Annotated in this window: 18 protein-coding genes, 1 tRNA gene and 1 other RNA gene; 11 read left to right on the top strand and 9 right to left on the bottom strand. The window is 68.0% G+C overall.

Translation table 11 applies throughout. The features are described 5' to 3' along the window. Positions 1-78: 78 nt before the first annotated feature. From EBN03_RS07725 to EBN03_RS07745, 5 genes are all read left to right on the top strand, one after another. Positions 79-666, top strand: coding sequence for a TetR/AcrR family transcriptional regulator (locus tag EBN03_RS07725; RefSeq protein ID WP_122187203.1), 588 nt, complete (start codon positions 79-81; stop codon positions 664-666). Continuing rightward, positions 663-1,181 (top strand): RrF2 family transcriptional regulator, encoded by a 519-nt coding sequence (locus EBN03_RS07730; RefSeq protein WP_122187204.1) that lies wholly within the window; start codon positions 663-665, stop codon positions 1,179-1,181. The genes EBN03_RS07725 and EBN03_RS07730 overlap by 4 nt, the downstream gene beginning before the upstream one ends. Positions 1,182-1,193: 12 nt before the next feature. Then, positions 1,194-2,927: an ABC transporter ATP-binding protein gene (locus EBN03_RS07735; protein ID WP_122187205.1), complete on the top strand. Its 1,734-nt coding sequence runs from the start codon at positions 1,194-1,196 to the stop codon at positions 2,925-2,927. Next, positions 2,927-4,834: an ABC transporter ATP-binding protein gene (locus EBN03_RS07740; protein ID WP_122187206.1), complete on the top strand. Its 1,908-nt coding sequence runs from the start codon at positions 2,927-2,929 to the stop codon at positions 4,832-4,834. The genes EBN03_RS07735 and EBN03_RS07740 overlap by 1 nt, the downstream gene beginning before the upstream one ends. Before the next feature lie 91 nt (positions 4,835-4,925). Beyond that, positions 4,926-5,501 carry a DUF4190 domain-containing protein gene (locus EBN03_RS07745; RefSeq protein WP_122187207.1) on the top strand — a complete coding sequence of 192 codons (576 nt, stop codon included), beginning with the start codon at positions 4,926-4,928 and terminating at the stop codon, positions 5,499-5,501. A gap of 92 nt (positions 5,502-5,593) precedes the next feature. Here the strand turns inward: EBN03_RS07745 and EBN03_RS07750 are convergent, their stop codons facing one another. Beyond that, positions 5,594-6,412, bottom strand: a complete 819-nt coding sequence (locus EBN03_RS07750; protein WP_122187208.1) for an RDD family protein — start codon at positions 6,410-6,412, stop codon at positions 5,594-5,596. Between the two features lie 262 nt (positions 6,413-6,674). After that, positions 6,675-7,145, bottom strand: coding sequence for a DUF309 domain-containing protein (locus tag EBN03_RS07755; protein WP_122187379.1), 471 nt, complete (start codon positions 7,143-7,145; stop codon positions 6,675-6,677). Positions 7,146-7,464: 319 nt separating this feature from the next. Here EBN03_RS07755 and EBN03_RS07760 point away from each other — a divergent pair, with 319 nt between their 5' ends. After that, the gene (locus EBN03_RS07760) at positions 7,465-7,671 is read left to right on the top strand and encodes a DUF397 domain-containing protein (RefSeq protein ID WP_122187209.1); all 207 of its coding nucleotides are present in this window, start codon (positions 7,465-7,467) and stop codon (positions 7,669-7,671) included. 57 nt (positions 7,672-7,728) lie between these two features. On the opposite strand, the gene qcrB is transcribed toward EBN03_RS07760, so the two are convergent. Next, on the bottom strand, positions 7,729-9,351 hold the full coding sequence (qcrB, locus tag EBN03_RS07765; RefSeq protein ID WP_122187210.1) for a cytochrome bc1 complex cytochrome b subunit: 1,623 nt from the start codon (positions 9,349-9,351) through the stop codon (positions 7,729-7,731). A 107-nt stretch (positions 9,352-9,458) separates the two neighbouring features. On the opposite strand from qcrB, the gene EBN03_RS07770 reads away from it, so the two are divergent. Beyond that, positions 9,459-10,940 (top strand): WS/DGAT domain-containing protein, encoded by a 1,482-nt coding sequence (locus EBN03_RS07770; RefSeq protein WP_122187211.1) that lies wholly within the window; start codon positions 9,459-9,461, stop codon positions 10,938-10,940. 44 nt (positions 10,941-10,984) lie between these two features. Here EBN03_RS07770 and EBN03_RS07775 read toward each other — a convergent pair whose 3' ends face one another. Together EBN03_RS07775 and EBN03_RS07780 are read right to left on the bottom strand one after the other, a co-directional pair. Beyond that, positions 10,985-11,857, bottom strand: coding sequence for an RNA polymerase sigma-70 factor (locus tag EBN03_RS07775; protein ID WP_122187212.1), 873 nt, complete (start codon positions 11,855-11,857; stop codon positions 10,985-10,987). Continuing rightward, on the bottom strand, positions 11,854-12,930 hold the full coding sequence (locus EBN03_RS07780; protein ID WP_122187213.1) for an NAD(P)/FAD-dependent oxidoreductase: 1,077 nt from the start codon (positions 12,928-12,930) through the stop codon (positions 11,854-11,856). The genes EBN03_RS07775 and EBN03_RS07780 overlap by 4 nt, the downstream gene beginning before the upstream one ends. Positions 12,931-13,139: 209 nt before the next feature. Here EBN03_RS07780 and EBN03_RS07785 point away from each other — a divergent pair, with 209 nt between their 5' ends. Continuing rightward, positions 13,140-13,628, top strand: coding sequence for a hypothetical protein (locus EBN03_RS07785; RefSeq protein WP_122187214.1), 489 nt, complete (start codon positions 13,140-13,142; stop codon positions 13,626-13,628). A 136-nt stretch (positions 13,629-13,764) separates the two neighbouring features. Here the strand turns inward: EBN03_RS07785 and EBN03_RS07790 are convergent. Further along, positions 13,765-13,852: transfer RNA gene (locus tag EBN03_RS07790), tRNA-Ser, on the bottom strand. A gap of 52 nt (positions 13,853-13,904) precedes the next feature. Continuing rightward, entirely contained in the window at positions 13,905-14,903 is a 999-nt protein-coding gene (locus EBN03_RS34490) for a hypothetical protein (protein ID WP_199742657.1), read from the bottom strand. Positions 14,904-15,089: 186 nt separating this feature from the next. Here EBN03_RS34490 and ffs point away from each other — a divergent pair. After that, positions 15,090-15,184, top strand: an RNA gene (gene ffs / locus EBN03_RS07800) — signal recognition particle sRNA small type. A gap of 153 nt (positions 15,185-15,337) precedes the next feature. Next, positions 15,338-16,624, top strand: coding sequence for an aminotransferase class I/II-fold pyridoxal phosphate-dependent enzyme (locus EBN03_RS07805; protein WP_122187215.1), 1,287 nt, complete (start codon positions 15,338-15,340; stop codon positions 16,622-16,624). 48 nt (positions 16,625-16,672) lie between these two features. Here the strand turns inward: EBN03_RS07805 and EBN03_RS07810 are convergent, their stop codons facing one another. Then, the gene (locus EBN03_RS07810; RefSeq protein WP_122187216.1) at positions 16,673-17,497 is read right to left on the bottom strand and encodes a methyltransferase domain-containing protein; all 825 of its coding nucleotides are present in this window, start codon (positions 17,495-17,497) and stop codon (positions 16,673-16,675) included. Positions 17,498-17,687: 190 nt separating this feature from the next. Between EBN03_RS07810 and EBN03_RS07815 the strand changes: the two genes are divergently transcribed. After that, positions 17,688-18,266 (top strand): HhH-GPD-type base excision DNA repair protein, encoded by a 579-nt coding sequence (locus tag EBN03_RS07815; protein WP_122187217.1) that lies wholly within the window; start codon positions 17,688-17,690, stop codon positions 18,264-18,266. Between the two features lie 96 nt (positions 18,267-18,362). Here EBN03_RS07815 and EBN03_RS07820 read toward each other — a convergent pair whose 3' ends face one another. After that, the gene (locus EBN03_RS07820) at positions 18,363-18,545 is read right to left on the bottom strand and encodes a DUF6374 family protein (protein WP_122187218.1); all 183 of its coding nucleotides are present in this window, start codon (positions 18,543-18,545) and stop codon (positions 18,363-18,365) included. Positions 18,546-18,597: the final 52 nt, after the last annotated feature.

Genomic DNA, 18,597 nt, shown 5'->3' on the forward strand with positions numbered 1-18,597 from the left:
ACCGACGCGAAAGTGGAGGTACAACCTCGCCTTTCGGTCGCCCGGAACGCCCGATATGGCAGTGAGGAGGATCGGCGAATGAGCGCCCGCGCGTCGAGCGAACCTGTTTCCGCAGGTAGAGGGACCAAGGATGCGATTCGGGACGAAGCCATCCGGCTGTTCGCCGAAAAAGGATTCGAGCAGACGAGCCTGCGCGAGGTCGCGGATGCGGTGGGAATCACAAAAGCGTCGCTCTACTACCACTACGCCTCGAAGCTCGATCTGCTGCTGGCGGTGGTGGAGCCGATGTTCGACGATCTGGCCGCCGTGGTCGCCGAAGCTGAACGGTTGCCGTGGACCCCGGAGTCCATCCGGCGGGTCCTGGGCCACCAGCTCGCCGCCCTCATGCGTCACCGGCGCACCGGTGAACTTCTGGTCCGCGACACCGTCGCCATCGTCAACGCCGTCGGCGACCGCTACCCCGGCAAGATGGAATTCCACCGGCGGATGTGCGGCTGGCTCGCCGGGCCGGACCCCACAGACGTCCGCATCCTGCGCGCGACCGCCGCCGTCGAGGTCATCGGCACCGTCCTGTGGACCCGGCCGCTGCTGCCGGCCGCGGACGACGGGATGATCGAGACCGTCCTGCTCCAGTCCGCGCTCGGCGTCCTCGAAGGAAACTCGTGAACATCACTCCCAAGGGCGACTACGCGGTCCGCGTCCTGCTGGAGATCGCGACCGCGCAACTCGCACCGGGCCGCACCGACATCGCGGTGAAGGCCGAGGCCATCTCCGCCGCCCAGGACATTCCCGCGAAGGTGCTCGAGACCGTCGCCGCCGAACTGCGCCGCGCCGGACTCGTAGTCAGCCGCCGCGGCCCCGACGGCGGCTACCGGCTCAGCCGGCCCGCCACCGAGATCAGCGTCGCCGATGTCATCCGAGCCGTCGAGGGGCCGCTGGCCTCGGTGCGCGGACAGCGCCCCGAGGACGTCGTCTATACCGGCTCGGCGGTGGCCCTGCGCGAGGTGTGGATCGCGCTGCGGGTGAACTTGCGCGCGGTCCTGGAACAGGTTTCGATCGCACAGGTCGCGGCCGGTGACCTGCCCGCCTTCGTGGCCGACCTGACCAGCGATCCCGGCGCGTGGACCCGGCGTCCGGTACCGATCGGTAACGCTCCTGCGACGGGTGCGGGCAGCCTGTAGTCTGCGAAAACCATGTTGATCAGACTGCTCCGCATTTATCTCGCGCCCTACCGCCCGCAGTTGGTCGGCGTAGTTGTGCTTCAGCTGATGTCGGTCACCGCCAACCTGTATCTCCCCAGCCTCAACGCCCAGATCATCGACAACGGCGTCAGCGTCGGCGACATCAGCTACATCTGGGGCATGGGCCTCGGCATGGCGCTCATCTCCGCGGTGCAGATCCTCATGTCGGTCTACTCGGTGTACCTGGGTTCACAGGCCGCGATGGGCGCGGGCCGCGATATGCGTTCCGCGCTGATCCACCGCATCGGTACCTTCTCCGCGCGCGAGGTCGGCGTCTTCGGCGCCCCCTCGCTGATCACCCGCACCACCAACGACGTGCAGCAGATTCAGATGCTGGTCGTGATGAGCGTATCGATGCTGGTCATGGCGCCGGTCATGTGTATCGGCGGCATCGTGATGGCCATGCGGGAGGCGCTCGGGCTGTCCTGGCTGCTGCTGATCGCGGTCCCGGCCCTGGCGCTGACCATGGGGATCATCATCTCCCGCATGCTGCCCACCTTCCGGGTGATGCAGACGCGGATCGACGCGGTCAACCGGGTGCTGCGCGAGCAGATCACCGGTATCCGGGTCGTGCGGGCGTTCGTGCGGGAGCGGCACGAGGTCCGGCGGTTCGGGATCGCCAACGAGCAGCTGGTCGAGACGGCACTGAAGGTCGGCCGTCTGATGGCGCTCATGCTGCCGACGATCATGCTGATCGCGAACATGACCGCCACCGCGGTGCTGTGGGTCGGCGGTCACCAGATCAACGACGGCCACATGAAGATCGGTGCCCTCGGCGCCATGATGGCCTACATCATGCAGATCCTGATGGCGGTCATGATGGCCTCCTTCCTGGCGATCCTGGCGCCGCGCGCGTCGGTGTCCGCCGACCGGATCGGTGCCGTGCTGGAGACCGAGTCCTCGGTGCGGGCACCCGACCAGCCGCGGCCGTTCGCCGGCGACCCCGGGGTGGTCGACGTGGTCGGCGCCGAATTCCGCTATCCGGGCGCGGAACAGGCTGTGCTGCAAGGCATCCGGTTCCGGGCCGAACCGGGCCGCACCACGGCGATCGTGGGGTCCACCGGTGCCGGCAAGACGACCCTGATCAACCTGATCCCCCGGCTCATCGACGTCACCGACGGCGCGATCTACCTCGGAGGCCGCGACGCCCGCGAGGTGGACCTCGACCTGCTGCGCAACCAGGTCGGCCTGGTGCCGCAGAAGGCCTACCTCTTCTCCGGCACCATCGCCACCAACCTGCGCTACGGCAACCCGGACGCCACCGACGAGCAACTGTGGGAGGCACTCGAACTCGCGGAGGCCGCCGACTTCGTCCGGCAGATGCCCGCCGGGCTCGACACCCCGGTCGCGCAGGGTGGCACCACCGTCTCCGGCGGTCAGCGGCAGCGGTTGTCGATCGCGCGCGTGCTGGTGAAGCGCCCGCGCGTCTACCTGTTCGACGACTGTTTCTCCGCGCTCGACGTGGCCACCGACGCCCGGGTCCGGGAAAACCTGCGCGCGATCACCACCGACGCCACCGTCGTCACCGTGGCCCAGCGGATCTCGACGGTCCGCGACGCCGACCAGATCGTGGTGCTCGACGACGGCCGCATGGTCGGCCTGGGCACCCACGACGAACTGCTCCGCGACAGTCGCGAATACCGCGAGATCGTGGAGTCGCAATTCTCTGAGCAGGAGGCCCGGTAATGGCCGAGAACGCCGTGCCGGCCGGTCCGCCCGCACAGAAACCCGAAGACTTCAAGTCCTCGCTGCGCCGCCTGGTCGGCCGGCTCGGACCCGAGCGCTACCTGCTCATGGTCGTGCTGTTCCTGGCCGCCGGATCCGTGGTGCTCAACGTGCTGGGCCCGATCATCATGGGCCACGCCACGAACCACATCTTCGAGGGTGTGCTGGGCATGCAGTTTACGCCCGGACAGACCAAGCAGGAGGTCGTCGACAAGCTGCGCGCCGGGGGCAACAACACACTCGCCGACATGCTGTCGGCCATGGACATGGTGCCCGGCAAGGGAATCGACTTCGGCGTGGTCGGGCGGATCCTGCTGCTGGTGATGGCGCTGTATCTCACCGCGGCGTTCTTCGCGTGGGCGCAGTCTTGGCTGCTCAACATCGCGCTCAACCGTGCCGTCAAGCGGATGCGGGCCGAGCTGGAGGAGAAGCTGCACCGGCTGCCGCTGAGCTACTTCGACTCCACCCCGCGCGGTGACCTGCTCTCCCGCGTGACCAACGACGTCGACAACGTCGCGCAGAGCATGAACCAGACCATCAGCCAGCTGCTCACCTCGGTGCTGACCGTGGTCGGCATCCTGGGCATGATGTTCTACATTTCGTGGATGCTGGCGCTGATCGCGCTGGTCAGCGTGCCCGCGGTGATCGTGGTGACGTCGCAGATCGCGAAGCGGTCCAAGCCGTACTTCCTGGAGCAGTGGACCTCCACCGGTCTGGTGAACGCGCAGGTCGAGGAGGCGATCACCGGTCACGAGGTGGTGACCGCGTTCGGCCGGGTCACCGAGGTCGGCCGCGAATTCGACCGGCGCAACAACGGTCTCTACAACGCGGGCTTCAAGGCCTCGTTCATCTCCGGCCTGATCCAGCCCGCGGTGATGTTCATCGGGAACATCAACTACGTGATCGTCGCGGTGATCGGTGGCCTGCGGGTCGCGTCCGGTCAGATCTCGCTCGGTGAGGTGCAGGCGTTCACGCAGTACTCGCGGCAGTTCAGCCAGCCGATCACCCAGATCGCCACCATGATCAACCTGTTGCAGTCCGGTCTGGCGTCCTCGGAACGGATCAACCAGGTGCTCGACGCTCCCGAGCAAGTGCCGGATCCCGCTGTGCCGGACGCGAATCCGCTGCAGGGTGGCCGGGTCGTGTTCGACCGGGTGCGGTTCGGCTACGACCCGGAGATCCCGATCATCGACAATCTGTCGCTGGTCGCGCAGCCCGGCCATGTGGTCGCCATCGTCGGCCCGACCGGCGCCGGCAAGACGACTCTGGTCAATCTGCTGATGCGGTTCTACGAGGTCGATTCCGGTGCGATCACCGTCGACGGGGTGGACATCACCACGGTGCCGCGCGACCGGCTGCGCAGCCGGATGGGCATGGTGCTGCAGGACACCTGGCTGTTCGGCGGCACGATCCGCGAGAACATCGCCTACGGTGACCTGACCGCCACCGAGGACGAGATCATCGCGGCGGCCAAGGCCGCGTACGTGGACCGGTTCGTGCACGCGCTGCCCAACGGCTACGACACCGTCCTCGACGAGGAGGGTTCGGGCGTCAGCGCGGGGGAGAAGCAGCTGGTCACGATCGCGCGCGCGTTCCTGGCCAAGCCGTCGATCCTGATCCTGGACGAGGCGACCAGTTCGGTCGACACCCGGACCGAACTGCTGGTGCAGCAGGCCATGGCCGAATTGCGCCGGGACCGGACCAGTTTCGTGATCGCGCACCGGCTCTCGACGATTCGCGACGCCGACCTGATCGTGGTCATGGAGGCCGGCCGGATCGTGGAGCAGGGGACACACGAGTCGCTGCTGGCGGCCCGTGGCGCGTACCACAACCTGTACAGCGTGCAGTTCGCGGCGGCGCTCGACTGACCCGCGCCCGGCCCGGTTCGCTTGGGCCGGGCCGGGTTCCGGCGGGTTATACGGGATGCCCGGGCGGGTCACCGTGGAATAGGCTGGGGCCATGACGAATCCCGGCGCTTCCGACGAGTGGTGGAAGCAGTACGGCAGCGACGGTACGCCCAACGATGCCCCCGCCGAGCCGACGCAGTACAGTTCGGCGCCGCAGTTCCAGGCGCAGCCCGCGCCGCCGCCGTCGGTGCCGGTGACCCCACCGCCGCAACCGCTTCCGCCGCAGTCGCCGTACGGGTCGACGCCGCAGTACCCGGTGCAGGACATGACGCCGCCCCCGCAGCCTGTGGCACCGGCCCAGCCGGCCTATCCGCAGCAGGCGTACCCGCAACCGGGGTACGCTTATCCGAATCCCGCTGCGTACCAGCCCTATGGCTATGCGGGCCAGCAGCCGAAGACCAACGGCCTCGCGATCGCCGCGCTGATCTTGTCGCTGGCCTGCTGTCCGCCGCTGGGCATCATTCTCGGGCTGGTCGCGCTGAGCCAGATCAAGGATCGGGGTGACAACGGCCGCGGTCTCGCCCTGGCGGCCGTATGGGTGGGTATCGCCTGGTCGGTGGTCATGGTGCTGTGGTTCGGGATCAACATCTTGGTGATCTCCAACGACACGAGTTCCAACGGTTACTGATCCCGGACGACGAAGGGACGCGCCCGGATTCCGGACGCGTCCCTTCGCGTATGCGGGCTCGGCCCGCGACAGCTGTTGTCCGTTCGGACGATTCAGCCCTTGAGGACCTGGGTCCCGCCGGCGAACTTGTCGTGCCAGCCCTGCTTGTTCGGGTCCTGCTCGATGGTGACGGCGATGTAGATCATCAGGCCGACGGCCACGAGGCTACCGAGGCAGTAGATGGCCTGCGCCGCGATGAACAGGTTGCGCTTGAGCGACTGCTCGGGGGTGAGCGCCGCGCCGCCGGGGCCGATGACCCGCATGCCGAGCCACTTCTTGCCGAAGGTGCCACCCTGCGAGGTCTCCATGTAGACGAAGTATCCGAGCATGGCGGCGGCGGAGACGAAGCCACCGACGATGCCGCCGACGAATCCGCCGCCGAGCACCGTGGAGATGACGAAGGACACGATGCCGAACAGGACGCCGTCGATGAGGCGCGCCAGGAACCGCATGCCCAGATCACCCGGAACGGATCCGGCGGGAACGTTCTGGCCGGGGAAGGCCGGGTAGCCCTGCCCCTGGTCGTAGCCGGGCTGCTGGCCGTATCCCGGCTGCTGGCCGTAACCACCCTGCTGCTGGCCGTAGCCACCCTGCTGGCCGTACTGGTCCTGCGGGGCGCCGTAGCCGCCCTGCTGGCCGTACCCGGGCTGCTGGCCGTAGCCGCCGCCCTGCTGCTGGCCGAAGTTCGGGTCCTGGCCGTAGCTGCCCTGCTGGCCGTAGCCGCCTTGCTGCTGGCCGTAGCCCGGCTGCTGCTGTCCGTAGCCGCCTTGCTGGCCGTAGCCGGGCTGCTGCTGTCCGCCTTGGGGGTACGGCTGCCCGTACGGCTGCCCGCCCTGCGGATACTGGTTGGGGTCGTACCCACCGCTGGTCATGTAATCGTCCTTTAATGGTTGTGATTTCGGACCTTCGGTTACGTTACGGATTTCCACAGGATTGCACCACCGCGCCATCGCCCTTCCCGGGGTGATATGTGGTCCGCGCATCGCCGCCACACGTCCGAATCGTCCGATTCTCGCTGGTAGAGATGTTGTGGTGCAAAGATTCCGGTGTTCGTGGCCACTGTGGGAACCGAAGGTCACGAATGCAGTACGGCACCGCGTCGTCGATGTTGGGCGCGTCCTGCGGTGGGTCGGATCAGGCGCGCAACCGGATCCGCAGCCGGTCCGCCGAAATCTGCTGTCCGGCTGCCAGCTCGGCTGATAGCGCTTCGGCATGTTCGGTCAAACCGGCCGTATCGACCGAGTGCAGTTCGGGTCCGGCCGCATTCAGCCGCTCGGCGGCCCGCCGCAGGAGGGTGCGCGCGCCTTTCGGGTTACCGCGCTGAATGTGGGTCAGTCCGACCGCCAGCTGGGCCAGGCCCTGCCACAGGTTGCGTTCCTCGAACGGCCCGTTCTTCCAGGCGGCTTCGAGTACCTCGTGGGCGTAGAAGGGCAGGCCGTCGTCCAGCAGCCGTTGCGCGAAATCCAATGTCTCCGTTGGTGTCAGGTCCAGATCGTCCGGAATGCGCGTAACTCCCGGGCTGCCCGGGGGCAGCGGCCGCCCGAAACGGTCACGGGGCCGGGCATTTCGGGCGCGACCGGTCTCGTCGCGGTCTCGGTCGGTCATGGTTCCATTCTCGCATCGCATTCCAGGCTACGGTTTGGCAACTTGTTCGGTACGACACGCGCGCGAGTGCAGGTAATTGAAATCGAAAACACGATGCCGTGTGGTAGCGGGAGCTGCTAGTCTCCTGGACCGGGGGCAAGCCCCTCGAGGGTGCACCGATGCGGTGTGCGCGGTCGAAACAGCCGATGCGGCTGGCACTTCGGCTGCCGCATCGCCGGGATCCTTGCTCGGTCCGGATCCCCGGTGCTCAGTTCCAATGATGTCGGATCCGAAATCATACCAGGAGTCTAGTTCTCGACGCTGAAAAGGAGCTCGTGCCGTGAAGGTGGAATTGACCGGTGCCGTATGGCGCAAGAGCACTCACAGCGGTCCCGACGGAAACTGTGTGGAAGTCGCATTTCTGGGTGACGGGAATGTCGCGGTCCGGGACACCAAGGACCATGGGCGCGGTCCGGTGTTGGCATTCGCTCCGGGCGAATGGGACGCCTTTGTGACCGGTGTTGTGCGGGAAGACTTCCGGGCCTGACCGCTGCCGAACGGAAAACAGGGCCCCGGGTCGCGCAGACTCGGGGCCTTTGCCGTGTCATCGGGATGCCTCCTCCTGATGCCGGCGCAGCGCGGTCAGCTGCCGCTGTTCGGCCGCGTGCGCGGTGGTGCGCGCCAGCTCGATCTCCGCGGGCGGATCGGCGAAGAAGAAGCTGCCCGACGCGGCCCGGCCCGCCAGCCCGATCCGGTTGCCGCGCTTGGGGACCGGAGCACCCTGATACTTCAGCGGGATCGGGTGACCGTGCGCGTCGACCCCACCCAGCGGCTGGTGCAGCTCGATGTACTCGCCGTGCGGCAGCCGCCGGATGACGCCGGTCTCGATCCCGTGCTCGAGCACCGCTCGGTCGCTTCGCTGCAGGCCCAGGCACATTCGGTAGGCCGCGAAATAGGCCAGCGGTGGCACGATCAGCAGCGCGATCCGGAAGATCCAGGTGGTGGCGTTCAGTGAGATGTCGAAGGTGAGCGCGAGGATGTCGTTGACGCAGGCCAGGGTCAGCACCGTGTAGAAGGAGAGCGACATCGCGCCGATCGCGGTGCGCACCGGGACGTCTCGCGGCCGCTGCAACAGATTGTGCTGGGCCCGGTCGCCGGTCAGCCGCTTCTCGATCCACGGATATCCGAGCAGCAGCGTGAAGATCAGCGGCATCATGATCGCCACCGCGAAGGCGCCCGGCACGGTATGCCCGAACGGATAGATCTCCCATGCCGGGAACAGGCGCAGGAACCCGTCCGTCCACATCAGATAGAAGTCCGGCTGCGTACCCGCCGACACCTGAGACGGGTTGTAGGGACCCAGATTCCAGATCGGATTGATCTGCAACACCCCGCCCATCAGGGCGAGTACGGCGAGCGTGATCATGAAGAACGCGCCCTGGTCGAGTGCGAACACCGGAACGATGCGTGCGCCCAGCACATTTCGTTCCGTGCGTGCCGGTCCGGGGAACTGGGTGTGCTTCTGATACCAGACCAGTGCGACGTGTGCGGCGATCAAGGCCAGCATGATTCCGGGAAACAGCAACACGTGAGCGATGTACAGCCGGGGAATGATGATCGTCCCCGGGAAGTCGCCCCCGAAGATCAGCCAATGCAGCCAGCTTCCGATCACCGGCGTGCCCAACATGATTCCGGAGAAGGCGGCACGTAATCCGGTGCCGGACAACAGATCATCGGGAAGCGAATAGCCGAAGAACCCTTCGAACATGGAAATTATCAGCAGGATCGCACCGATGACCCAGTTGGCTTCGCGTGGCCGCCGGAACGCGCCGGTGAAGAACACGCGGCACAGGTGCAGGATCATCGAAGCGGTGAAAAGTAATGCGGCCCAATGATGTACCTGCCGGATGAAGAGACCGCCCCGCACGTCGAAGGAGATGTCGAGCGCCGATTCGTAGGCGCGGGACATGGTCACGCCGCGCAGCGGTTGATAGGTGCCCTGATAAACGACTTCGGTCATCGACGGATCGAAGAACAGCGTCAGATACACACCCGACAGCAGCAGGACAATGAAGCTGTAGAGCGCGATCTCCCCGAGCAGGAACGACCAGTGGGTCGGAAAGACCTTGTTGATCGAGCGTTTCAGGAACGGTGCCGCGCGATATCGTGCATCCGCTCCGTCCGCCTGTGCGGCCAGGATTCGTCCGACGCTGCCCTGAACTGCCATGGCAGTCACCCCTGTAGGGAAGAACCGATGAACTTCTACTACAGACGGTAGCACTATAGCCGTCGGCAATCGAGGGGTTCGCGGCCCGCGACCGTTATCGTCGACGCGTGAGTTCCCTGGCGCCGCAGGATGCCACCCGCTACTGGCTCGGCCGGCGCGGGTGCACCGACCTGTTCCTGCTCTACTGCTTCGACGACACCGGGGCGGACGATGCCGCGGTCCGGGCAGAACTGATCGACCGGGCACAGCGAATTCCGGATCTGTGCCTGCGAATTCAGCCACGGCGGATCGCGTACCCGGGGCTGGTCGCGCGGATAGTGGACGGGTCGGAGGTGGCGGAGGTGCCGCTCGCGGAGCCGACTTGGGCGAATGTGGTTGCGGCCATGGGTGAACTGCTGGGGACGGCGGTCGACCCCGAGGTGGATCCGTGGCGGCTGCACCTGTTCCGCGGGATTGCGGGCGCGCCCGGTGGTATGAGCGCGGCTCTCGTTGCAGTACTGCAGATTTCGCACGCGTTGGTAGATGGGCGGCGGGCTGCCGGAGTGGCGCGGGCACTGTTCGGCCGCGAAGCACCGGTGACAGGGCCGATTCCGGTGGGCGACCTCCCGTCGGCTCGTGGGCGTCGGTCGGCTGCGGCGCGCGGGTCCGGGAGCGCCGTGCGTGATGATGCCCGGTCCGGGCGCGAGGCTGATGTGGGTGGTCGCGCGGGATCCGGGTGGGCGGTTCGCTCCTCGGCTCTGGAACGATTGCGAGTAGTCTGCAGCGGTCGACGGACTGCGGAAGTTCTTGCAGCAGCGAGTTTCCCGGTGCAGCTGCTCCGCACGGTGCGCCGGGGCCTCGGTGCCGAGCGGGCGCGGCGGGCCCTGCTGGCGTTGACCGCCGCGGGCGAGCTGCCACCGCCGCCTCCCGGTGTGCCTGCGACCGTGCTCAACCGGCCGCCGGTACCGGTCCGGCACGCGGTACAGCTGACCGTGCGCCGCGATCTGCGGATACCGGGCCACACGGTGACGGTGGTCGTGCTGACGGCCATCTCGGTGGCGCTGACCGACCTTCTCGGCGCACCCGCCGAAGTCCTTGCCGCCCAGGTCTCGATGGCAGTGCCACCAGGAAACAGCCACGTCCGCAACAACTATCGTGACCTCAGCGTCGAATTACACACTGCCGAATCGGATCTGCGGCGCCGGGCCGCGCTCATCGCCACCACCCTGGCCGATCGGCGGCGGCGCGCCACCCACCTGCTTCAGGACGCGCAGGGCCGCGTGACCGCCGTGCTGCCCGCGCCGATCCTGCGCCGGGACGTCGCGGCGCAGCCGCTGGACCGGGTGCCGGAGTTGCTGGCGGGTAACACCGTTGTCTCCAGCGTGCAGCGCGGCCCGGCGGACCTGACCTGCGCCGGCGGCCGGGTCCGGTTCACCGGCGGGTTCCCGGCCGTCGGCGCGGTCATGCACCTCACGCACGGGATCCACGGCCTCGGAGACACGGTGACCGTGTCCGTGCACGCCGATCCGGACGTGGTCCCCGATATCGACGGATACGTTCGCCGCATCGACTCGGCGCTCGACGAGGTGCTGCTGGCGCTCGGTCCGTAGCGCGCCCTCGATGGCCGCGCTGCGGGACGAGCGGCAGCCCGGACCTACGGCTTGATCGTGGTCAGCTTCGCCGGGTTGCGGACTGTGTACACGGCGGTGACCAGTCCGTCGCGGACCTCGATGGACGTGACCTGATCCAGCTTGCCGGCGACCACCGCGACCGTCGCCGGCATGCCGTTGTAGACGCCGACCCGGCCGTCGAGGCCGCCCAGCGCCACGGCCTTGCGAATCAGGCCGATCACCGTGCGCGCCACCTTGTCCGGGCCGTGCACCGGACGCATCGTCGCGGTGACGAAGCCGCCGCCATCGCCGATGAACACCACGTCCGGGGCCAGGACGTCCATCAGGGACTGCACGTCGCCGGTCGCCGCCGCCATCATGAACCGGGTCGCGACCTCCTGGGCCTGTTCGGGCGTGGCGATCGCGGTGTGCCGTTGGGCGTGAACCTGGGTCCGGGCGCGCTGATTCAGTTGCCGCACAGCCGCTTCGGTCTTACCCACCGCTGCCGCGATCTCGTCGTAGCCGAAGTCGAAGACCTCGCGCAGCACGAAGACCGCGCGCTGCGCCGGAGTGAGGGTCTCCAGCACCAGCAGCATCGCGGTGGTGACGGCCTCCCCGGTGAGGACGTGATCGATTCCGTCCGGCCCGGCGTCGGTGGCCAGCGGCTCGGGCAGCCACGGGCCCACGTACTCCTCGCGGCGGCGGGTGGCCGAGCGCAGCAACTGCAGCGCCTGCCGGGTGACGATTCGCGCCAGGTAGGCCCGCGGATTGTCCACCGTGTCGAGATCGACTGTGCGCCAGCGCAGGTAGCTGTCGCTCAGCACGTCCTCCGCATCGGTCACCGACCCGAGGATCTCGTAGGCGATCGAGAACAGCAGGGGCCGGTGACCGGTGAAGAGGTCTTCGCGATCGGTCACTTCTTACCGGGCATCCAGGCGTAGATACCGGTCCGGGGCGCGGCTTTGGCGCCGCGCACGATCGCCTCCTTGAGTGCCGCGCCGGTCCGGCCCGACAGGTAGGCGCGCCGCGGGGAGTCGTCGCGGCGGGTCACCTGGATCACCGAGTCGCGACGGCCGAGGCTGACCGCCTGCCCGACATAACCCATGGAATACGGTGCGGGCTTGCGGTTCCGGCTGATTCGGGCCAGCGTGTTCGCGGCGTGCGTGCCCTGCGGCACCGCGGTGGCACACGCGGCCCGCGCGCCGGGAACGGCGGCACAGTCGCCCACCACGAAGATCCGTTCGTCGTTCACACTGCGCAGATATTCGTCGACCAGGGCGCGGCCTGCGTCGTCGACCGGAAGACCGCTGCGGGCAACCAGATCCGGGATCGTGCCCATGACCGCCCACAGGGTGAGGTCCGACGGGAGCCGGGTTCCCGACCGCAGGATCACCTCGCCGTCCGCCGCGGCGGTGACCGTATCGCTCACGATCTCGACACCGAGCCGCGCCAGTCCGCTGCGCGCCCGCTGCCGCCCGCCCTCGGAAAGGCTCTCCCCGACTGTAGAACTCACCAGCCGGATCGTGAGATCGGTTCGGGCCTCGGCGATCTCGGCCGCGGTCTCCAAGCCGGTCAGCCCGCCGCCGACCACCGTGACGACCGCACCGGCCGCCAGTCGCTCGAGCTGCTCGCGTGCGTCCTGCGCGCCCTCCCAGGTGCCGACGGCGACGGTGCCGGGCAGCGGGTCGACGGTGCTGCCGACCGCGACGAACAGGTAATCGAATTCCAGCCCGGTACCGTCGGACATGGTGACCGTGCCGTCACCGATCTCGTCCACACTGCCGACCAGCGTCGTGACCCGGTCGCCGACCATCTCCGCCAGCGGCGTGGCCGCGTGGCAGGTACCGGCGACCTGCTGGTGCAGCCGCACCCGCTCGACGAATTCGGCTCGTGGATTGACCATCGTGACCTGCGCCCCCCGCACCTTCGCGGCGACCTTGTTCGCCGCCATCGTCCCAGCGTAGCCCGCACCCACCACAACGACCTTCATGACTGCCTCCCTGCACTGTCCGGATCGGTACACCCATGGGATGCGGCAGGCGCGGATCCTGTGACGGGCAGTCGATGTGACGTGCGGCACGCGGATCGGCCGCGCCGCGCCGGGCGCCGGAACCGTTTGCCGACGGTGTTCCCGAACCGGTTGCCGGGCAAGATTTTCGGGACACGAACGGTGTTCGTCACATGTGGCACCATCGAGACATGTTCACGGTCCGGGTGTTGCTGGCGGCCGCGGTTCTCGCGGTGCTGTGCTCGGCCTGCTCGGTCGACTCGAAGACCTTCGACGACCAGATCTGGTTGCACGGCGACCCCGACCCGGGCGGCAAACTGACCGCAGTGGTGTCGGCGGTGTTCTACGCCTACCCGGCCGAGGCCACGGTCACGCTGCGCACCACCGACCGGCTGGAATGGGATTTCTGCCCGAACCGCCCGGGCCACAACGGCTGGCAGCCGATCCGGGCGCAGGTCGAATTCGCCGTGGTCGGCAGCACGGACCGGATCGTCGGCTCGGTCGGTTCGTCACTGCAGCAAGCAGGCTGGTCGGTCGACTACGGCTCGGACGGACCCGCCTGGATCCGTCCGGCTGCCACCGGCGTCGCCCACGCGCGGCTGCGTGCCGATCAGGCGTGGACCGGTGGATTGATCGCCTGGAACCTGACCGCCGAAGTGCCGGCGGTCAAGGGTTGCTGAGCGGTACTACGGTTCGATCCCGAGCCCGGCCGCCGGCTGCGGCCACGACGCGGCATCGCGGAGCACCGCACCGGCGCGCGCCACGAACAGATACGGCCTGGTCGGAGACGGAGACCGTCCCGGACCAGGCCGTATATGGCGGAGGATAGGGGATTTGAACCCCTGAGGGCGTTAACCCAACCCGCGTTCCAGGCGAGCGCCATAGGCCACTAGGCGAATCCTCCGCTCAGGAATATACCGGGTGACCCCCCGGTAAGACCAAACCGGGGCGTGAGCTCACTTCTTGATGCTGGTCAGGACGTGGGTGAGCTCGGATTTGCACACGTTCTGGGTGTCGTCACGGGAGTAGCCCTTGGACAGGTCCAGGTTGAGGTGGATCTGCACCGAGACGTTGCTGTCCTTGGTCGCGCAGGTGTAGTCGACGTAGGAGGAGTCCGAGGAGGTGTCCTCCCGGACCTGCCAGTACCCTTCCGAGCCGACCCCGGACAGGTCGCCCGAGCTGTAGCCCGAACCGGTCATGCCCAGGTCGACCTTCTTCCAGATGTCGTAGGACGCCGTGCCGATGGTGTCGAAGTTGAGCTCCATGTTCAGCGAGGCGGAGTCGGTCTGGTACTTGCCCGCCGGCTTGGTGAAGCGCATCTCGCAGGTGGCCGAGCCGCCGATGTAGTCGCCGGGCTTCTGCTCGGTGTGCGTGGGGGAACCGTCCGGGGTGGAGGCCCACTTCTGCAGTGCCGACGGGTCGACGACCGCACACCCGTCGGTGACCTTCGACATCGTGTACTTGCCGTCCAGCTTGGCGGTGACGGCGTGCTTGGTCTTCAACACCAGGGTCGCCACGCCGCCGACGACGGCCACCACCACGATCACGGCGACGATGCCGATGATCCAGCCCTTCGAACTCTTCTTCTGCGGCGGGTAGGCCGGATACCCGGCCTGCTGCGGGTAGCCCGGCTGCTGCGGCGGATAGGCCGGCGGCTGCTGCGGGTAACCGGGCTGCTGCGGGTAGCCGCCCTGCGGGGTGTAGCCGGCCGGCTGCGACTGCACCGGGTAGGCGGGCTGGCTGGGCTGTACCGGATACGCGGGCTGGCTGGGCTGCTGCGGGTAGGCGGGCGGCGCCGGCGGCGGCGCCTGTTGGAAGCCGGGGGTGCCGGCGCCCGCGATCATGGTCGGATCGACACCGGTCAGCGGTGCGCCGTCCGGTTGCGCGGCGGGTGTGGCCCACCACTGCACGGTCTCGTTCGGGTTGCCGTCCTGCGGCGGGTTGTTGCCAGTCACTGTCAGTTCCTTCGGTATGCGCTGTCCGGCACTCGGAATGCGCGGTGGCGCGGAATCCCCCTCGAAAGGTTTCGCGCTGCGATGGTATCGACTTCGGCACCGCCCGTCCCACCTGTTATGGGGAGCGCCGCGCCGCTGGTCGGGACACTGGTTGTGAGGACCGGCCCGATACCGGCTACACTGGCCGACGGATCCCGCGCGGCGCGTATCCTGTGAACTCCCCCAGGGCCGGAAGGCAGCAAGGGTCAACGGGCTCTGCCGGGTGCGCGGGGTCCCCTTTCATTTCCGGGGGCTCGCCGCGGCGGATGCCGTCCCGGTCGCCGGTCCGAATACGGGAAACTCCCTGACAGCGCGTGGTCCGCGCCGAGTACGCTGATCGGCTGGACACCACACTTGTCCATCCTGAGACATCGCTGCTTGGAAAGGCGCAAAGAATGCCCCGGCAAACGCAGATCGGTTTGATGAGCCACGCGGAACTCGTGTCGGAATACGAGACACAGAAGGCCGACTACGCCAAGCTCAAGACCGAGAAGCTGACGCTGGATCTGACCCGCGGTAAACCTTCGCCCGAACAACTCGATCTGTCCGCGGACCTACTGGTGCTGCCGGGTGAGGGCGACTATCGCGACGCGTCCGGCACCGACTGCCGCAACTACGGTGGCCTGCAAGGTCTTCCGGAGCTGCGCGCGATCTTCGGTGAGCTGCTGGGCATTCCGGTGGAGAACCTGTTCGCGGGCAACAACTCCAGCCTGGAGATGATGCACGACATGCTGGTGTTCGCGATGCTGTACGGCACCGCGGACTCCGCCGCCCCCTGGGCCGGTCAGCAGGTCAAGTTCCTGTGCCCGGTGCCGGGTTACGACCGGCACTTCGCGATCACCGAGGCGCTGGGCGTCGAGATGATCCCGGTGCCGATGGAGCACGACGGCCCGGATGCGCACGCGATCGCGGCGCTGGTGGCGGCCGACCCGGCGATCAAGGGCCTGTGGGCGGTGCCGAACTACTCCAACCCCACCGGGGTGGTCTTCTCCGAAGAGGTTGTGCGCGAACTGGTTTCGATGCCCACTGCGGCGCCGGACTTCCGGCTGTTCTGGGACAACGCGTACGCGGTGCACCCGCTCACCGATCTGGCGGCACCGATCGTCGACGTGCTCGGCCTGGCGGCCGCGGCCGGAAACCCCAACCGCCCCTTCGTCTTCGCCTCCACCTCGAAGATCACCTACGCCGGTGCGGGGGTCGCGTTCTTCGGTGCCTCGACCGCGAACCTGCAGTGGTACACCCGGCACGTCTCGAAGAAGAGCATCGGCCCGGACAAGATCAACCAGCTGCGGCACGTCCGCTTCTTCAAGGACGCCGCCGGTGTGCGCGCCCACATGCAGCGCCACCGCGCCATCCTGGAGCCGAAATTCGCTCTGGTGCTGCGGATCCTGGAGGAGCGGCTCGGACCGTCGAAGGTCGCGTCCTGGACCGAGCCCAAGGGCGGCTACTTCATCAGCCTGGACGTGCCCGAGGGGACGGCCAAGCGCGTGATCGCCCTCGCCAAGGACGCGGGCATCGCCCTCACCCCGGCCGGCTCCACCTTCCCGTACGGGAAGGACGTGGAGGACAAGAACATTCGCATCGCGCCGAGCTTCCCGCCGCTGTCCGAGCTGGAAGTGGCCATGAACGGCCTCGCCACCTGCGTGCTGCTGGCGGCCAGCGAACACCTGCTCGACAAGTAGGCCGAACCGCCGGGCACGCCGTCCGTGGCGTGCCCGGCGGTCGCACCGCTACCGGGCCGGTTTGTGCGCGTACACGGCGAACATGGTGACCGAGATGTGGACGTCGCCGGTGCGCGCGGCGGCCTCCAGATCGGCCAGCAGTTCCACCCGCTGCGCGTCGCTGATCGAACCGCGGGCCACCGCCATGTCGGCGACCCGGCCGACCAGCGCACCCGGGCCGACGCTGCGGCTCTGCACCAGCGCGTGCGAGCCCACCTCGTCGATCTCCAGGCCCGCCCGGGTCAGCAGGCCGGGCAGTCGCCGCCCGGAATACGGGTCGGTGGTGGTGGAGATCAGCGTGTCGATGACCTTGCGGGTCACGTCGCGGTCGCCGGGGTGCACGATCGCGGTACCCCAGTCGGCGTCCATCACCACGGTGCGGCCACCCGGCTTGAGCACCCGCTCGATCTCGGCGGCCGCGCGCGCCGGCATGGTGAGGTGCTGGAACACCCGCTCGCACAGGGCGACGTCGAAGGTTTCCGCGCCGAAGGGCACGTTGTAGGCGTCGCCGCCGACGAACCGAGCCGGAATCCCGAGCTGGGTCGCGCGGCGTTCGGCGACGGCCAGCAGTTCCGGGTCGGGTTCGACACCGGCGGCGGTGCCGGTGGGGCCGACCGCGTTGGCGAAGGTGATCACTTCCGAGCCGGTGCCGCAGCCGATGTCGACCGCGCTCTCGCCGGGCAGGGCGGCCAGGACCTCGTGGGCCCAGTGCCGCAGCCGGCGGATGCCGGGTAACGCGGCCTGCAGGTCCGCGACGTCGATGAGTTGGTCGTGGCCCTCGCTGTCGAAGCGGGAGGGGCGAAGGCCGTGGGTGGTGTCGAGGATGCGCTCCATGCGATCTGCCGTTCTGTCCGGATTGCCTGGTGCTGCTGCCGGCGGCGCAGGTCGTGCGCGGTGCCGGTGGCACGGGCTCACCCTACGCGTAAGGGTTGCCTACCCGCGCGTTAGGGTGTGATCTGCGTCACTCGAGTACGGCGAGCCTGGGTGAGGTGATCACCGGCGGGCCGGGTGGGATGATCGAGGCATGGTCGCACCCACGCTGTGCCTGGCGCAGGAACCGCAGGCTGACGAACTGCTGTCCAAGGACCCGTTCGCCCTGCTGGTGGGCATGATGCTCGACCAGCAGTTTCCGCTCGAGCACGCCTTCCGGGGCCCGCAGAAGCTCGCCGACCGGATGGACGGGTTCGATATCCACAAGATCGCCGACGCCGACCCGGCCGAGTTCGAGGAACTCGCGGCGACCCCGCCCGCCATCCACCGCTACGGCCGCTCCATGGCCCGCCGCGCCCAGGAGCTCGCCCACTACGTGATCGAGCACTACGACGGCAAGACCGAGAACATCTGGATCCAGGGCGACCCGGACGGCAAGGAAGTCCTGAAGCGCCTCAAGGCCCTCCCGGGCTACGGCGACCAGAAGGCCCGGATCTTCTTGGCGCTGTTGGGGAAACAGCTCGGCGTCCGACCGGCGGGCTGGGAGCAGGCGGCCGGCGCGTACGCCGAGAAGGACTCCCGCCGCTCGGCCGCCGACATCGTCGACGGTGAAACCCTGCTCGAGGTCCGCGCGTTCAAGAAGCAGATGAAGGCCGCGGCAAAAGCCAAGTAGGGCCAGCTGATTCAGCTCGCTGCTCGGCCGCTGCCGGGTCTCGGGTGCCTCTTGCCCTACGTGATATCGGGGAGGAGGCGGTACGGCTGCGGCGGGTCAGTGGCTGACGGCCCGGGTTTCGGCGACGAAGATCTCCAGGCCGCCGGCGACCTTGCCGGACAGGATGTTCAGCTGCTCAGGGGACAGCGGCGAGCCCTGGGCGCCGGCATCGGCGAGATGATCGCGGACCTGCTCGAGCCACTGCTGTGCGAAACGGATACGTCGTTCGGCGGGTGACATGACGTCACCCTACCTCGAGTCGAACATACTTTCGATAACATTTCGACTCGGC

This window comes from Nocardia stercoris (genome assembly GCF_003696265.1).
Classification (GTDB): Bacteria; Actinomycetota; Actinomycetes; order Mycobacteriales; family Mycobacteriaceae; genus Nocardia; species Nocardia stercoris.

Coding starts and splice junctions, on each gene's coding strand:
- EBN03_RS07805 (WP_122187215.1), top strand. CDS start 15,338: ATGCCCCGGCAAACGCAGATCGGTTTGATGAGCCACGCGGAACTCGTG.
- EBN03_RS07815 (WP_122187217.1), top strand. CDS start 17,688: ATGGTCGCACCCACGCTGTGCCTGGCGCAGGAACCGCAGGCTGACGAA.
- EBN03_RS07820 (WP_122187218.1), bottom strand. CDS start 18,545: ATGTCACCCGCCGAACGACGTATCCGTTTCGCACAGCAGTGGCTCGAG.
- EBN03_RS07725 (WP_122187203.1), top strand. CDS start 79: ATGAGCGCCCGCGCGTCGAGCGAACCTGTTTCCGCAGGTAGAGGGACC.
- EBN03_RS07785 (WP_122187214.1), top strand. CDS start 13,140: ATGTTCACGGTCCGGGTGTTGCTGGCGGCCGCGGTTCTCGCGGTGCTG.
- EBN03_RS07735 (WP_122187205.1), top strand. CDS start 1,194: ATGTTGATCAGACTGCTCCGCATTTATCTCGCGCCCTACCGCCCGCAG.
- EBN03_RS07750 (WP_122187208.1), bottom strand. CDS start 6,412: ATGACCAGCGGTGGGTACGACCCCAACCAGTATCCGCAGGGCGGGCAG.
- qcrB (WP_122187210.1), bottom strand. CDS start 9,351: ATGGCAGTTCAGGGCAGCGTCGGACGAATCCTGGCCGCACAGGCGGAC.
- EBN03_RS07740 (WP_122187206.1), top strand. CDS start 2,927: ATGGCCGAGAACGCCGTGCCGGCCGGTCCGCCCGCACAGAAACCCGAA.
- EBN03_RS07755 (WP_122187379.1), bottom strand. CDS start 7,145: ATGACCGACCGAGACCGCGACGAGACCGGTCGCGCCCGAAATGCCCGG.
- EBN03_RS07745 (WP_122187207.1), top strand. CDS start 4,926: ATGACGAATCCCGGCGCTTCCGACGAGTGGTGGAAGCAGTACGGCAGC.
- EBN03_RS07810 (WP_122187216.1), bottom strand. CDS start 17,497: ATGGAGCGCATCCTCGACACCACCCACGGCCTTCGCCCCTCCCGCTTC.
- EBN03_RS07780 (WP_122187213.1), bottom strand. CDS start 12,930: ATGAAGGTCGTTGTGGTGGGTGCGGGCTACGCTGGGACGATGGCGGCG.